General features: G+C 69.1%; 11 protein-coding genes. 8 read left to right on the top strand and 3 right to left on the bottom strand.

The annotated features are described in order from the left end of the window. Positions 1–47 precede the first annotated feature (47 nt). Positions 48–899 (top strand): pyridoxal kinase PdxY, encoded by an 852-nt coding sequence (gene pdxY / locus ABZU69_RS19205; protein WP_354965685.1) that lies wholly within the window; start codon positions 48–50, stop codon positions 897–899. Between the two features lie 99 nt (positions 900–998). Further along, a complete protein-coding gene (locus ABZU69_RS19200; RefSeq protein WP_354965684.1) occupies positions 999–2183 on the top strand; it encodes a low temperature requirement protein A in 1185 nt (394 codons plus the stop codon). Positions 2184–2211: 28 nt separating this feature from the next. Here the strand turns inward: ABZU69_RS19200 and ABZU69_RS19195 are convergent, their stop codons facing one another. Together ABZU69_RS19195 and ABZU69_RS19190 are read right to left on the bottom strand one after the other, a co-directional pair. Then, positions 2212–3396 (bottom strand): low temperature requirement protein A, encoded by a 1185-nt coding sequence (locus tag ABZU69_RS19195; protein WP_354965683.1) that lies wholly within the window; start codon positions 3394–3396, stop codon positions 2212–2214. Positions 3397–3610: 214 nt separating this feature from the next. Further along, a complete protein-coding gene (locus ABZU69_RS19190; RefSeq protein WP_354965682.1) occupies positions 3611–4231 on the bottom strand; it encodes a hypothetical protein in 621 nt (206 codons plus the stop codon). Between the two features lie 152 nt (positions 4232–4383). Here ABZU69_RS19190 and ABZU69_RS19185 point away from each other — a divergent pair, with 152 nt between their 5' ends. Then, positions 4384–5103, top strand: a complete 720-nt coding sequence (locus ABZU69_RS19185; RefSeq protein WP_354965681.1) for an isocitrate lyase/phosphoenolpyruvate mutase family protein — start codon at positions 4384–4386, stop codon at positions 5101–5103. Positions 5104–5136: 33 nt separating this feature from the next. On the opposite strand, the gene ABZU69_RS19180 is transcribed toward ABZU69_RS19185, so the two are convergent. Further along, on the bottom strand, positions 5137–6177 hold the full coding sequence (locus ABZU69_RS19180; protein ID WP_354965680.1) for a LacI family DNA-binding transcriptional regulator: 1041 nt from the start codon (positions 6175–6177) through the stop codon (positions 5137–5139). A gap of 406 nt (positions 6178–6583) precedes the next feature. Here ABZU69_RS19180 and ABZU69_RS19175 point away from each other — a divergent pair, with 406 nt between their 5' ends. The 5 genes from ABZU69_RS19175 (at position 6584) to ABZU69_RS19155 (ending at position 15622) form a co-directional block, all read left to right on the top strand. Continuing rightward, positions 6584–7447: a sugar ABC transporter permease gene (locus ABZU69_RS19175; protein WP_354965679.1), complete on the top strand. Its 864-nt coding sequence runs from the start codon at positions 6584–6586 to the stop codon at positions 7445–7447. Continuing rightward, positions 7444–8265: a carbohydrate ABC transporter permease gene (locus ABZU69_RS19170; RefSeq protein WP_354965678.1), complete on the top strand. Its 822-nt coding sequence runs from the start codon at positions 7444–7446 to the stop codon at positions 8263–8265. The genes ABZU69_RS19175 and ABZU69_RS19170 overlap by 4 nt, the downstream gene beginning before the upstream one ends. After that, positions 8262–11003, top strand: a complete 2742-nt coding sequence (locus ABZU69_RS19165) for a family 78 glycoside hydrolase catalytic domain (protein WP_354965677.1) — start codon at positions 8262–8264, stop codon at positions 11001–11003. Before ABZU69_RS19170 ends, ABZU69_RS19165 begins: the two co-directional genes overlap by 4 nt. 28 nt (positions 11004–11031) lie before the next feature. Next, positions 11032–12288: an extracellular solute-binding protein gene (locus ABZU69_RS19160; protein ID WP_354965676.1), complete on the top strand. Its 1257-nt coding sequence runs from the start codon at positions 11032–11034 to the stop codon at positions 12286–12288. A 106-nt stretch (positions 12289–12394) separates the two neighbouring features. Continuing rightward, entirely contained in the window at positions 12395–15622 is a 3228-nt protein-coding gene (locus tag ABZU69_RS19155; protein ID WP_354965675.1) for a family 78 glycoside hydrolase catalytic domain, read from the top strand. Positions 15623–15661: the final 39 nt, after the last annotated feature.

Raw genomic sequence — 15661 nt, 5'->3', positions numbered from 1 at the left:
ACGGCGGGTGCTCGTGTGCCACCGGCGGGAGCCGCCATGATGGTGCGGTGAAGATCCTGTCCATCCAGTCCTCGGTCGCCTACGGCTACGTCGGCAACTCGGCCGCCGCCTTCCCCCTCCAGCGGCTCGGGCACGAGGTCTGGCCGGTACTGACGGTCCACTTCTCCAACCACACCGGGTACGGCGCGTGGCGCGGACCGCTGCTGGAGCCGGCCCAGGTGGCCGAGGTGATCAACGGCATCGCGGACCGTGGGGTCCTCGGCAGCGCCGACGCGGTGCTGTCGGGCTACCAGGGCGACCCGGCGATGGGCGCGGTGATCCTCGACGCGGTGGACAAGGTCAAGGAGGCCAACCCGGCCGCGGTGTACTGCTGCGACCCGGTGATGGGCGACACCGGCCGCGGGATGTTCGTCCGGCCGGGCATCCCGGAGTACATGCGGGACACCGTCGTTCCGCGCGCCGACATCGTCACCCCGAACCATTTCGAGCTGGACTTCCTCGCCGGTCGTACGACGAACTCCCTGACGGAGGTGCTGGCGGCGGTCGACGTGGTACGCGAGACGGGACCGCGGCACGTCCTGGTCACCAGCGTCCTGCACGGCGATGCGCCGGCGGGGTCACTGGAGGTGGTGGCCGTCTCCGACGAAGGCGCCTGGGCGGTCACCACGCCGCTGCTGCCGATCAACCCGAACGGCGGCGGCGACATCACCGCGGCGCTGTACCTCGCGCATCTGTGCACGACGGGCTCGCCGGCGACCGCGCTGGAACGCACCATCGCCTCCGTCTTCGCCGTCCTGGAGGCAACCCTCGCGGCGGGCACCCGGGAGCTCCAACTGATCTCGGCCCAGGACGCGATCGCCGAGCCGCCAACCAGGTTCACCGCTCGGCGGCTGCGCTGATCTATCGGTCCGTCGGCCTGCGCAACTGCCCTCTGTCGTCGACTCGTAACCCGTAGTGTCGTCATGCGGTGGCTGTGGACGGGTGCGACGGGGTGATCGATGACTGCGGAGAGCGACGCGTGGTCGACGGACCCCGACCGGAAGAGTCCAGCGCATCCGGCACTCCTGGAGTTGTTCTTCGACCTTGTCTACGTCTTCGCGCTGATCTCCCTGGCGGAGAAGCTCGCCACCGAGCTCACCTGGTCGGGCGCCGCCGAGACCCTGGTGCTGCTGCTCGCGTTCACGTTCATCTGGGCGTTGACCGCGTGGGCGGGTGACACGCTCGACCGGGCCCGGTCAGCGCTCCGGGTGAAGTTCATCGGGACGATGGCGGCAAGCCTGCTGCTGGCCGCCACTGTTCCCGACGCGTACGGCAGCCGTGGGTTGCTGTTCGCGATCACGTACCTGGCGATCCACCTCGGCTCCAGCTTCTACTTCCTGCTGGTCCTGCGGGACCCGTCCCAGCGTGGCAGGAGCAGCCGGATCCTGTTCTGGGAGGCCATCGCCGGATTCGGGTGGATCGGTGGGGCACTGCTCGGCGACACGGCTCGCCTGGTGCTCTGGGCGGTGACCGTCGGGATCGAGTACGCCGCGGCCGCGCTCGGCTGGCCCGTGCCAGGGCTGGGGCGTTCGCACTCCGAGGAGTGGCGGCTGACCGGTGAGAGACTCTCCGAGCGGTACCGCCAGTTCGTCATCATCGCGCTCGGCGTGTCGCTGTTCACGACAGCGGAGACCTTCAGCCAGAGCGACTACACGGCCGCGCGGGTCTGGGCGCTCGTGGTCGTCTTCCTGATCGTGGTGCTCATGTGGCGGATCTACATCTACCGCGCCGGGGAACTGCTCACCGACGCGATCGCCAAGTCGACGAGACCCTCCCTGCTCGGCCAGTCGGCCGCGGTCACTCACCTGATCATGGTGGCCGGTATCGGCGGTGCGGCGGTCACCAGCAGGCTCGTCGTTGATCGGCCGTTCGGCGAGACCCCACCGTCCTGGGCGGCGGTCATACTCGGTGGGCCGGCTCTCTTCCTGCTGGGCCGTGGGTTGCTCGACTACACCGTGTTCGGTCGGGTGTCCAGGTCGCGGCTGGCTGGTCTGGTCCTGCTGGGTGGGGTGGCGCCGGCGACGTACCTGCTGCCGCCGCTCGTGGTGGCACTCCTCGCCATGATCGTTCTGGCCCTGGTCGCCGTGGTGAACCTGCTGAGCACCCGGAGGCACCCCCGAACGGCGGCACCTGCGCTGCGCTGACAGGTCGGGTCGGGACCGGTGCTTCGGCTCACCCCGTGGGTAGCGGAGCGCTGGTCAGTCGCGAGCGGGGGGCCACCGTCTCGACGATCAGCGTGAGCAGCAGGACCAGGTTCGCCACGACCATGATGCCGAGCGGTGGCAGCAGCGGCATCGCGGGTCCGACAGCGCCCAGCACGATGATCCCCAGCACCCGTGGCCAGAGGATCCGACCGGTGACCACGAAGTCGAACAGACAGCCGCCGAGCAGGAACAGGGCGGGCCCACCCAGGATGGCGACGATCCAGCCTGACGGCGTCTCCCCGAACGGACGGTCGATGACGAGCGTGTCGCTGGCCGAGATGACCACCACCCCCGCCACCATGACCAGGTGGGTGTACGAGGTGGCGGTGCCGGAGCGGACCCGCTCCACCGTCGAGACGGCGGTCGGCGCCAGTAGCTGTCGGATCCGGTGGAAGTACATCTGGAACAGCATCAGCGCGTTGACGAACGCGACCGCGCACGCCGCCACCCGGCCGGCCTCGAAGTCGCTGGCGGCCAATCCCATCCCGACGGTCAGGATCAGCTCGCCGAGGGAGATGATGAAGATCTGCCGGTGCCGTTCGGACAGGTGGGCGCCGGTGAAGATCTGACTGGCGAGTTCGGTCCGACCGAGCCTCGGTGTCGGCCAGCCGATCCGGGCCGACCCGAGGTCGACCGCCACCGCGATGGACCAGAGCACCAGCCTGGCCGTGCCGTCCACGAGGGCCCCGGCCACCCATGGTCCGGCGGTGACGCCGAGCCAGAAGAAGACGCGGATGCTTCTCGCCTGGATCGGCCGGTTCACACGGGTGGCGGGAATGAGAACCGAGTCCCGGACCAGGTGGATGCCGAAGTACGCCGCCACGAAGATCCACCCGTGCGCGCCGAATGCCCTCGGGATCGCGATGGCCATCAACAGGGTGCCGAACATGACCACGAGAACGGTGGCCTGGATCAGCGGCAACCGCGGGTTGAACAGGTCGGTGAGCCACGCGGTCAGCACCCAGACCCACCACGCGGCGAGCAGCAGGACCGCGGTCTGCGCCGCGTTACGGACGCTGAGGTCGTTTACCAGCCCTGCGGAGAGCCGGGAGAACATGAAAATGTAGATCAGGTCGAAGAAGAGTTCCAGGAACGTCGGAAACTCGGGCTCGCCGCGTCGGCGAAGAATCCGGGGTAGCGGACTCGACGTCACGGCGTCTGCCTCCTAGGGACGCCAGACCGGACGCGGCGGCGCCGGCGACCTGGACATCTTCTGCCAGCCTCGAACCTACAAAACAGGACATGCTCGGACACCCGAAAGGGCTCATCTCCAGGCATGACCCGGTTCCGGGTCAGAACACGGGCGGGTGCTCGCCCGTGACTCGCGAGCGCCCGCCCGTGCCTTGCCGTGCTGTACGCCGTCCGCCTCAGCAGCGGCCGAGATCCTCCCACTGCTGGGTCCAGCCCGGCTCGGACCCCTGTGTCCAGTACCGTGCCCGCCACAGGTGCTTGCCGTCACCCGACGCTGGACCACTCGGGTCGCCGTACCTGCTCTTCTCGTGCTTCACTGTCTGGCCCCCGGTGTAAGCCGTGCCGAAGGCCCACTCCGGTGCGGTGGAACAGTTCGCGGCCGGCGGCGGTGTGGTGGGAGGCGTCGTGGGGGGTGTCGTCGGCGGGTTCGTCGGGGTCGAGCAGCCGCCCGTCGAGTCCACCGTGTCGGCGAACGTGCTGCCGGCCGAGCGGTACGCCGCCGTCTTCGCCGTCACCTGCGCCGGGGTGAGTGCCTGGTTCTTCGCGAACAGCACCCAGTCGACCTGCTGGATGTAGGTGCTCAGCCCGCCCGAGTGGGCCGCCGTGTCGATGAACCAGAGGTTCCAGTTGATCGTCATCGTCTGCCGGGGGTAGAACTTCCCCGAGTGGTCGCCCACCTGCACGCCGTCGATGTAGTAGATGACATGGCCGTTCGTCACCGTCGCCACCCGGCTGTCGGGGCCGCCTGGCTCGCACTGCGCCAGGTCGCCGACCCGGAGGAGGCGGTACGCCTGCACCGCCGCATGCTCCAGCTCGATCCTGAACTCCGGTCTGCTGGCGAACTGGCTCGGGAATCCGTCGTGGAAAGCGACGATAAGCCAGTGCCACCGGGCGCGTAGCGTTGTCGCTCGTCTGTGCTGAACACCTTTGCACCCTGGGGAGACGTCAAATGACTGCCGCCACCTTCCGCGCCCTGCACCACGGCCGCACCGCCGGCGACCCGCTCGTCCTGCCGGGGCCGTGGGACGCGGCCAGCGCCCGGGCCCTCGCCGACGCCGGCTTCCCCGCGCTCGCCACACCGAGCGCCGGGGTCGCCGCATCGCTCGGCTACGAGGACGGCGCCACCCCGCCCGACGAGATGTTCGCCGCGGTGGCGAGGATCGTCCGGGCCGTCTCCGTGCCCGTGTCCGCCGACATCGAGGGCGGTTACGGCCTCGCCCCCCGGGAGCTGGTCGGGCGGCTCCTGGAGACGGGCGCCGTCGGCTGCAATCTGGAGGATTCCGAGGGCCACGGCACGCTCAAGGATCCTCAGCGGCACGCGGACTGGCTGGCCGAGGTTCGCGCGGAGGCGGGTGACGCGCTCTTCATCAACGCGCGCGTCGACACCTTCCTGGTAGGGACGGGTGAGCCGGCCGACGCGGTGGCCCGCGCCCGGCTGTACGTGGCCGCCGGCGCCGACTGCGTATACCCGCTCATGGCACCGCCCGAGGTGCTCCCGCTGCTGCGGGAGGGCATCGAGGGCCCGATCAACATGGCCGCCGAGCCGGACGACAAGGCGTCCGTGGCCGAGCTCGGACGGCTGGGCGCCAGCCGGATCACCTTCGGTCCGGGGATGCAGCGGTACGCGGCGCGGGCGGTCGGCGAGCTGGCGGCGGGGCTGCGCGTCTGACGTCCGGCGACCCGGGCGGATCCAGGGCCGAGGTCACCTGGGCGGGGTTGCCGTGCTGCGGCGGGTTACGAGCGTCGGCGAGAGCCGGATGTGGGCGGCCGGCTTGTCCAGGTGGGCGATCCGGTCCAGCAGGAGTCGGGCGGCACTGCGTCCGATCTCGCGGCCCGCTTGGTCGACGCTCGTGAGCGAGATCGGTTCGAAGTCGGCGAACGTGGTGTTGTCGTATCCCGCGACGGACATGTCGCCGGGGACGGTGAGACCGGCCTGAGCGATCGCCTCGAGCACGCCCATGGCGACGATGTCCGCGCCAGCGAAGATGGCTGTGGGCCGACGGGGTCGGGCGAGCAGCTGCTGTGCGCCGAGGTATCCACCCTGCTGGGTGTACGTGGTGGAGACGATGTCGATGCCGTCCGCGAGCCCACGGGCCTGCATGGCCTGGCGGTAGCCCTCTGCGCGTATCGCGTTGGGCATCTCCGCGATACGGGCAGGGTCGGTTTCGAGGTGCTCGATGTGGGCGATCCGGCGGTGTCCGAGGTCGGCGAGGTGGTCGACGACGAGTGCGGCGCCCGCGATGTCGTCGTCCGCCACCGAGTCGTACGCGGTGGAGTGGGAGTGTCGGCCGACGACCACCGTCGGCACGGTGCTGGCGACATGCTGGAGGCGTGACCTCGACGAGATCGGGGCGATCAGTATGACGCCGTCCATGCTGTGGTCGATCATCGTCTCGGTGACCCGGGCTTCCGCCGCCTCGCCGTTGCAGCCGGGGCCGAGCAGGACCTGGTACTCCGTATCGGACAGCCACTCGGTGACCCCGTCGAGGATCTCGGCGAAGAACGGATTGCGGATGTCGGGCAGCATCACGCCGATGGTGTACGTCTGGCCGCGCATGCCCCTCGCTGCGGCGGACGGCCGGTAGCCGAGTTCGGCGACCGCCTTGCGCACCTTCGCCCGCATCGCTGGGCTGGTCCCGTACGCGTTGCGCAGCACCTTGGACACGGCTGTCGTTGACACCTCGGCGTGCTGCGCGACGTCAACGATGGTGACTCGTCGGGGCGGCGCCGACCGCGACCTCATGTTGCCTCCGGCAAGTGGGGAACGTTCCCCACGAGTGTAGGCGGGCTCTTCGCCTTCGGCGCCACCGCCCGCGGTGGTGGCGGCAGAGGAGAAATGCCCGGCGAGGCGTGGTCACCTATTGACGTCGATCGGGTCAACTCCTAGGGTCGGGCGAAACATTTGGGCAACGTTACCCACACTGATCGCTGGACCGTCGTTCGGCGCGCAGGTGCGACTCCGGATCACTCCGGATCACTCCGGGTCGCAGGGCGCGGGCCTGGGTCGGGTTGAAGAGGCCGACCCAGGCGGCAGGTTGAAACGTTTCAGGAAAGTGACATCGCCAGTGACGAGAGCAGTCGAGCCACCGCCCCTTGCCCCTCCCCGTCAGTCTCCCGAGCGGACCACTGTCCGCCCTGGACGTACCCGGATGACCCCGCCCTGGTGGTTCACGCTGCCGGCGATCGTGCTCTTCGCCTTCATCGTCCTGGTGCCGAGTGCCCGCGGCCTGTACTACGCCTTCACCGACTGGGACGGCCTCGACCCGAACCTCTCCTTCATCGGCCTGGGCAACTTCGCGGACATGACCCGCGATCCCGACGCGGTACAGGCGCTCTGGCACACCCTGCTGATCGCCGTGTCGATCACGATCATCCAGAACGGGATCGGGCTGCTGTTGGCACTCGGGGTCAACACCATGATCAAGTCACGGCATGTGCTGCGGGTGTTCCTGTTCGCCCCGGCCGTGATCACCCCGATCGTGACCGCTTACCTCTGGCGCAACCTGCTCGGCCCGGATGGCGCGGTCAACAGTCTCCTGCGTCTGGTCGGGCTGGACTCCTGGCGGCAGGACTGGCTGGGCGACCCCCAGTTGGCCCTCTGGTCGATCGTGGCCGTGATCGTGTGGCAGTTCGCCGGCTACTCCATGGTCATTTTCCTGGCGGGACTGCAGTCCGTACCGAAGGAGATCAATGAGGCGGCGGACATGGACGGCGCCGGGCCGGTGCGGCGCTTCTGGTCGGTCACCCGGCCGCTGCTCGCTCCCGCGATCACCATCAACCTGATGTTGTCGATCATCGGCGGGATCAAGCTCTTCGACCAGGTGTACGCGTTGACCGGCGGCGGGCCGGGACACGCCACCGACACGCTGTCGACGCTGATCTACAAGGACGCCTTCACGTTGGGGGAGTTCGGATACAGCATCGCGCTCGCGGTCGTGCTCACGGTCATCGTGGCGGTGGTCTCGACCGGGCAGTACCTCGTGCTGTCCCGCAATGAGAGGGCCGCCTCGTGAACCGCTATCGCGGGCGCACGTTCATGGTGGAACTGGCGATGATCGCCGCCGCCGTCGTGGTCGGCTTCCCGGTGTACGTCCTGATCAACCTTGCCCTGCGGGCGCCATCGGACACCTCCTCACCGATCCGCCCGACCACCTCGCCGACGCTGGACAACTTCACCCAGGCATGGCAGCAGGGCGGACTCGGCGGTGCGCTGGTCAACAGCGTGCTCGTGACCGCGACGAGCGTCGCCATCGTCCTGGCCGTCTCGTCGCTGGCCGCGTACCCCCTGGCGCGCGCCACCGCACGCTGGTCGCGGGGGGTGTTCCTGCTGATCATGTTGGGTCTGATGCTGCCCTTCCAGCTGGCCGCGTTGCCGCTGTATCAGACGATGCGCGATCTTGGCCTGCTCGGTACGCCGTGGGCGCTGATCCTCTTCTACTCGGGCCTTCAGGTGCCGTTCACGACGTTCCTCTACATCGGCTTCCTGCGGGCCCTGCCGCGTGAGTTCGAGGATGCCGCCTTCATTGACGGCTGCTCACCCCTGCAGACGTTCCGGTACGTCGTGTTCCCGATGCTCAAGCCGGTCACGGTGACGGCTCTGGTGCTCAACGCGGTGTCCGTGTGGAACGACTTCTTCACGCCGCTGCTGTATCTGAGCGGCAGTACCCAGCAGACCATGCCCGTCGCCATAGCCGGTTTCGTCGGCCAGTACGCCGCCGACTGGAACCTCATCTTCGCCGCGCTGGTGATGAGCATCGTGCCGATCCTGGCCGTGTACTTCGCGCTGCAGCGCAGCATCATCAATGGCTTCGCCGGAGGGCTCAAGGGATGACGCACGTCTCGGATCGTTGGCTGCTGCGTCCCTACGGGTTGCAGACCGAGCAGCGCCATGAGCCGCTCGGGTTGGGGGAGTCGTGTCCCCGGCTGTCGTGGAAATTGGACAGTGAGCGGCGAGGTGCCGCGCAGAGCGCGTACCGGATCACCGCCGCCGAACGGCCCGCGGACCTCGACGATCCCGGTCGCCTGCTGTGGGACAGCGGCCGGCGGGAGTCCGACGACACGCTGCTCGTGCCCTGGGACGGCCCAACCCTGCGCTCGGCCACGCGCTACCACTGGCGGGTCGAGGTCTGGGACCAGACGGGCGCCGCGGGCGCACCGGCGCAGACCTGGTTCGAAACGGGCCTTCTGCACCGCTGCGACTGGACCGCGGTGTGGGTGGGGCGCGACCCGCTTCGCGTTCCCCATGTGGATCCGCCGCAGGACCGCGACCCTGGCTCAGCTAGCGAGCTCCAGCCGCCGCCGTTGTACCTCCGCCGGCCGTTCGAGGTGCGGCGTCGACCGAGGCGGGCCCGGCTTTACGCCACCGCGCGCGGCGTCTACGAAGTCCGACTCAACGGCTCACGGGTGGGCGACACCGAGCTGGCACCGGGTTGGACGGAATACCACCGCCGGCTCCAGTATCAGACCTACGACGTCACCGAGCTGGTGCGCGAGGGCGGCAACATGCTCGGCGCCGTCGTCGCCGACGGCTGGTGGTGCGGGCACGTCGGGTTCGACGCCCGCCGCGCCGCGCAGCACTACGGTGACTGCCCGGCCTTCTTCGCGCAGCTCGTGATCGATTTCACCGACGGCTCCCGGCAGGTGGTCGCCACCGATCCGAGCTGGGCCGAACGGCCCGGCGCGATCCGGGCCGCCGACCTGCTGATGGGGCAACACGTCGACGCCCGCCAGCACGTGCCCGGCTGGGACTCGCCCAGCCCGTCCGATGACGGATTCCAGCCGGTCGCGGTCCTCCACACCGAGCCGGGTCCGATCGTCGCCGAACCCGACCACCCGGTCCGGATCACCCGCGACCTGCCCGCGGTCGTCGTGCACCAGCGGGCTCCTGGTCGCTTCCTCGTCGACTTCGGGCAGAACCTCGTCGGCCGCGTGCGACTGACCGTCCGCGGCGCCGCCGCGGGTCGGCGGATCGTACTGCGGCACGCGGAGATCCTCGCCGACGGCGAGCTGTACGTAGACAACCTGCGCCGCGCCCAGGCCACCGACAGCTACACCACCGGCGGCGACGACACCGAGGTCTTCGAGCCACAGTTCACCCTGCACGGCTTCCGGTACCTCGAGGTCGACAACCACCCCGGCCAGTTGGCCCCCACCGACGTGGTCGCCCGGGTGGTGCACAGCGACACACCCTGGACCGGGCATTTCGAGTGCTCGGACCCGATGGTGAACCAGCTGCAGTCGAACATCACCTGGGGGCAGCGGGGGAATTTCGTCGCGATCCCCACCGACTGCCCGCAGCGGGACGAGCGCCTCGGCTGGTTGGCCGACGCGCAGATCTTCGCCCCGACCGCGAGCCGCAACGCGGACGTCGCGGCGTTCTTCGCCCGCTGGATGCGCGACGTGGTGGACGGACAGGACGCCGAGGGCGCCTTCCGCGACGTCGCCCCGGTCATGACCATGCACCGCGCGGCGGCGCCGGCGTGGGGCGATGCCGGGGTGCTCATCCCGTGGCACCTGTGGCGCACGTACGGCGACCGCGAGGTGCTGCGGCGGTCGTTCGACGCGATGGTCGCCTGGGTCCGCTACGTACGGCGACACAATCCCGACCTGCGCTGGCGGCACCGTACCGGCAACTCCTACGGCGACTGGCTGCAGGTCGAGGCCACCACCCCACGCGACGTGTTGTCGACCGCGTACTTCGCGCGTAGCGCCCAGATCGTGGCGGATGCCGCCGAGGTGCTGGGGCGACACCGGGAGGCGAACGAGCACCGGGAACTGCACGCCGCGATCCGAGGGGCGTTCATCGACTCGTACGTCGGCGCCGACGGCACCGTCGAGGGCGGCACCCAGACCGCCTACCTGCTGGCCCTCGGCTTCGGCCTTGTCCCCGAGGCTCTGGTGCCGGCGGCGGTTGAACACCTCGCCGCCGACATCGAGAAGCGGAACAATCGACTCACGACCGGGTTCGTGGGCGTCGCGTTGCTCTGCCCGGTCCTGGCAGACCATGGCTGGGCCGACCTGGCGTACGCGTTGCTGCACCAGGAGGAGTTCCCGTCCTGGGGGTACTCCATCCGGCACGGCGCCACCACCATCTGGGAGCGCTGGGACGGCTGGACCGACCACGGCGGGTTCCAGTCCGCCGCGATGAACTCGTTCAACCACTACAGCCTCGGCAGCGTCGGCGACTGGCTGTTCGGCCGGGTCGCCGGCATCGACCAGACGCCCACGTCGGTGGCCTACCGCGAGCTGCTGCTACGGCCGCTACCGGGCGGTCGGCTCACCTGGGCGAAGGCTGAGCAGGAGACCGCCCGGGGACGGGTGGCCTGCGGCTGGTCCCGCATCGACGGCCGGATCACCGTGACCGTCACGGTGCCACCCGGCAGCACCGCCGTACTGGAGGTCCCCACGCCCGACCCGGGCAGCGTGCGCGAGAGCGGCGCACCCGCTGCGGGCCAGCCGGGGGTACTCGGGGTCCAACCGTCAACCGCCGGGGCAACCCTGCGGCTGGCGTCTGGCCGCTACACCGTCAGCGCCCTCGCACCCGGTGCTGGGCCCACCGATCAGTCATGACCACCGCACCGTCCTAGCGGGAGACATCATGAACACGCGCAGACTGCCGATCCTGCTGGCTTCAATGACAGCCCTCGCCGTGCTGGCCGCTTGCAGCGGTGGCACCAACGCCGAAACCAGCTCCACCACCCTCACCCTCGCCTCGGTCGACCAGGGCTCCGTGGAGGACGTCGTCAAGGCGTTCGAAGCCGCCAACCCGGGCGTCAAGGTCAACTTCACCACCAGCGGCGCCGACCAGTACCAGCAGCAGATCCGGACCCAGCTCTCGTCAGGCACCGCACCCGACGTGATGTCCGTCTGGCCGGGTAACGGCAACCCTGGAGCCACCTACGTGCTGGCCAAACCGGGGTACCTGCTCGATTTGTCCGACCAGCCGTGGGCCGCCAAGCTGCCGGACGCCGTCAAGAGCGTGGCCCAGTACGAGGGGAAGACCTACAACGCGATCTTCGGGCTCAACGGGATCGGTGCGGTCTACAACCAGCAAGCCATGGACAAGGCCGCACTGACCCCACCGGGCACATGGACCGACCTGCTGGCCTTCTGCCGGGCCGCCGCGACGAAGGGAACGCCGGCCTTCGCACTGGGCATCCAGGACAACTGGGTGACCCAGCTGGTGCTGTACGGGCTGGTCGCACCGACCGTCTACGCCAAGGACCCGGACTTCGACACGAAGATGCAGGCCGGCCAGGCGACCTTCGCCGGCTCACTCTGGAAGACGGCCCTGGCCAAGTACCTGGAGATGAACCAGGCCGGATGTTTCCAGAAGAACCCGCTCGGCACCAGCTACGAGGCCAGCCAGGAGCTCGCCGCCACCGGGAAGACGCTCGGCATCGTGCAGGGCAACTGGGTCATCGCCCTGCTCAAGGGGAAGAACCCGAACGGCACGTTCACGCTCAAGGCGCTACCGGCCACCGATGAGCCGGCCACGGCCCTGATGCCCGCCGCGGCCGGTGCCGGGTACGGGATCAACGCCAAGGCCAAGAACAAGGAACTCGCACTGAAGTTCGTCAACTTCGTGATGTCCCCCGAGGGCATGAACCTCTACGTCAAGAAGCAGGGCGGCCTGCCAGCCCTCGCCGACACGGGCTACGCCGTCGACCCCTCGCTGACCGAGCTGTCGACGTTCATCAACGACAACCGAACCGTGCCGTTCATGGATCAGCTCTGGCCGAACGCCAAGGTGCAGCAGACCATGCTCAGCGGCCTCCAGGAGGTTTTCAGCGGGCAGTCCACCCCCGACAAGGTCCTCGCGGCGATGGACGCCGACTACAAAGCCGGCGCCTGACCGATCTTCCCTGCGGTCGCGGACCAGGCTCCGCACGGCACCAGCAGCACCTACGTCAACACCAGGACCTGCCGGCTCAGCAGGCCGGCCAGGAAAGGAGTGACCTGTGCAGAAATCCAGGAGACGGACACGCCTGCTCGTGGTGATGGGAGTGGCGGTCACACTCGTCGCGTCGCAGACGCTCAACGCCACGCCGTCCATCGCCAGCCGCCAGGCGGCCGCCGTCAGCGTCGTCGACCTTCGGGTGAACGACCGACACGATGAACCGCTCGGCATCGACGACACCCACCCATCCCTGGGCTGGCGGATCACCGAAACGAAACGGGCCGCCGCCCATCCCTGCCGCCGACCCGGCGCACGGTTGGCCTGCCCGGGCGACAGGCAGACCGCCTACCAGATCCGCACCGCGACGAGCGCGCGGAACCTCACCGGCGGAAGGCTGACCTGGGACTCCGGCAGGGTGCCCTCCGACCACCAGTCTGGCATCCGGTACGCCGGTCGGACCCTCACCTCCCGCGAGAGGGTCTTCTGGCAGGTCCGGGTCTGGGACGCCGACCGGAAGCCATCGGACTGGAGCGAGCCATCCACGTGGGAGATGGGCCTGCTCCAGCAGAGCGACTGGGGATCGGCCCGGTGGATCGAGTACCCCGGTCGCACGGAATCCCAGCCGATGCCGCTCTTCGCTCGCCAGTTCGACATCGATCGCAACAAGCGCGTGGCCAGCGCCCGCCTCTACCTCTCCGGCGTCGGGCTGCACCTGCCGTCCCTCAACGGCCGATCCCTCAGCGACGAGGTTCTGGCACCCGGTAACTCCAACTACCAGCTCTCCAGTGAGTACCGCACGTACGACGTCAGCGGCGACCTGCGCACCGGAGCCAACACGCTCGGTGTTCGGCTCGGCAACGGCCCCGCCTACGTACGGCGAAGCGTCACCAACCCCGCCGTCGGCCGGACGGCGCCGTACTCGTGGTGGCAGAGTCAGCTCAAGGGCAACGGCATTCTGGCCGCCGACGCCGCACCCGATGCCACGACCGTGCAGCTGGACAGCGTCGCCAACTACCATGTTGGCGGCACGATCAACATCGACACCGGCAACGGTGGCGACAGCCTCGAATCCCGCACGATCACCGCGATCGGCACCGCTGGCGCGGACGGAACCGGGATCTCGTTCACCCCTGGCCTGTCCAAGCCGCACACCGCCGGCGTGGCGGTGACCGGATCGGGCAACAACGTCGCCGCCAGCGATGCGAGCGCCGGCGCCGCGGTGACCCCCCGCATGATCGCGCGGCTGGAAATCTCCTACACCAACGGCTCGACCGACGTCGTCGTCTCCGACCGCAGATGGCGGACCGCACTCGGCCCCCTGGTCACCGACGCGTGGTACTCCGGGGCGGACCACGACGCGCGCCGCGAGCAGGTGGGCTGGGACTCGGCTGGGGCCAACCTGACGGCCGCCGCCAGGCGACGTGACGGCTCCGCCATGGCCTGGGTCGACGCCGGCATCGCGCCACCCCCGAACCTCGCCACCAGGCTCGTCGCCCGCACCGCCGAACCGGTGAAGGTCGTCGAAACGTTCACACCGGTCTCGATGACCAACCCGGCACCGGGAACCTGGGTGTTCGACTTCGGCCAGAACATCGTCGGCTGGCCCCAGCTACGCCTCAAGGGGACCGTGCCGAGCGGCGTCACCATCCGGATGTCACCCGCCGAGTCGCTGGCCGCGGACGGCACCGTGGACCAGGCCTCGCTCATGGGCGGCGGCGGCAGCCGGGGACGCGACCTGTTCAACACGTACACCACCGCCGGACTTCGCGGCGGGGAGACCTGGCATCCCGACTTCAACTACCTCGGCATGCAGTGGGTCCAGGTCAGCGGCCTGCCCGAGGGGTACGTCCCGACGAAGGACCTCATCAAGGGGCTCCGGTTGCAGGCCGCCACCCCGTCGGCCAGCGACTTCACCACCTCGAACGCACGCGTCAACCGCGTCCACAAGATGGCCAGGTACTCCTTCGCGGCGAACATCATGTCGGTGTTCACCGACTGCCCCGGCCGCGAGAAGCTGTCGTACCCGGCCGACTACACGATGCCGATGGGTGCCATCCACCGCAACTACGAACTCGGCGCCTACCTACGGACCACCATGCGGCACCTCGTCGAGGGGCAGTCTCTGGCTGACACACCGATGGCCGGGAACGTCGCGCTGAAGACCCCGGTCTACGACTGGGGCTACAGCGGACGCTTCGGCGACGAGATCAACTGGGGCAACGCGATCATCCTCGTCCCGTCGATGCTGTACGAGCTGTACGGCGACACCGCGACGATGGCGCGGTACTACAACCAGATGGTCGCCTTCGCCGACTACATCCAGCGTCAGAAGGTGGGGACCGGAGCCGACGCGCACATCGTCGACGCCGCCCTCGCCGACTGGGTCGCCGCCGACCAGACATCCGGCCGGATCACCGGTACCTGGGGCTACTACACGATGATCAGCAAGTTGGCCACGATGGCGCAGCTGACCGGCCACGTCGACGACGCCGCTCGGTACCGGACGCTCGCGGACGAGATCAAGCAGGCGTTCAACGCGCACTTCTACAACCAGCAACTACGCCGGTACACCGCGGACGGCAACGCCGGGACCACGGGCGCGACGCAGACAGCGCAGGCACTCGCCCTCGACGCCGGGCTCGTCCCGGACACCGAACGTCACGCCGTCCTCGACGCGCTCGTCGAGCTCGTGTATGCGTTCCACCCGGTCGGCGACGGTCCACACTTCAGCGGCGGCACCATCGGGATGGCACCGACCGTCCGGGCACTCGCCGACGGCGGCAGGGACGACGTCCTGTGGGACCTGCTCCAGGAGAACGACCAACCGAGCTACGGGTTCTTCATGGAACCCACGGTCGCGAACCCGAACGGCATGACCACCATCGGCGAACGGTGGAACCGTGGTGACTCCAAGAACCACATGATCCTCGCCCAGATCGAGGAGTGGTTCCAGGGGAGTCTGGTCGGCATCCGCGAGGCCGACGACTCGACCGCCTACCGGCGCCTTGTCATCCAGCCCAAGGTGGTCGGGGACCTGACCTCGGTGAAGGGCAGCTACCAGACACCACACGGCGTTGCGCGGTCCGAGTGGAGCACGTCGGATCGACGGTTCAAGCTGACGGTCGACGTCCCCACCAACACCAGCGCACAGGTGTGGGTGCCGGCGGGAGGACGACGGCTCGACGCGCCTCCGGCCCGGGCCACGTTCCTGCGTGTCGACGGAGACTATGCCGTCTACAGCGTTCCCTCCGGCTCGTTCACGTTCCTGGCACCGGGGACGGGTAACTGATCCGACGGGCCCGGTCGCCGCTCAGTCCACGAGTGGCGA

Origin of the sequence: Micromonospora sp. NPDC005206 (genome assembly GCF_040608175.1) — a bacterium.
GTDB lineage: Bacteria > Actinomycetota > Actinomycetes > Mycobacteriales > Micromonosporaceae > Micromonospora.
The sequence above is the reverse complement of the archived record's forward strand: the minus strand, read 5'-3'. Positions and strand labels throughout refer to the sequence as shown.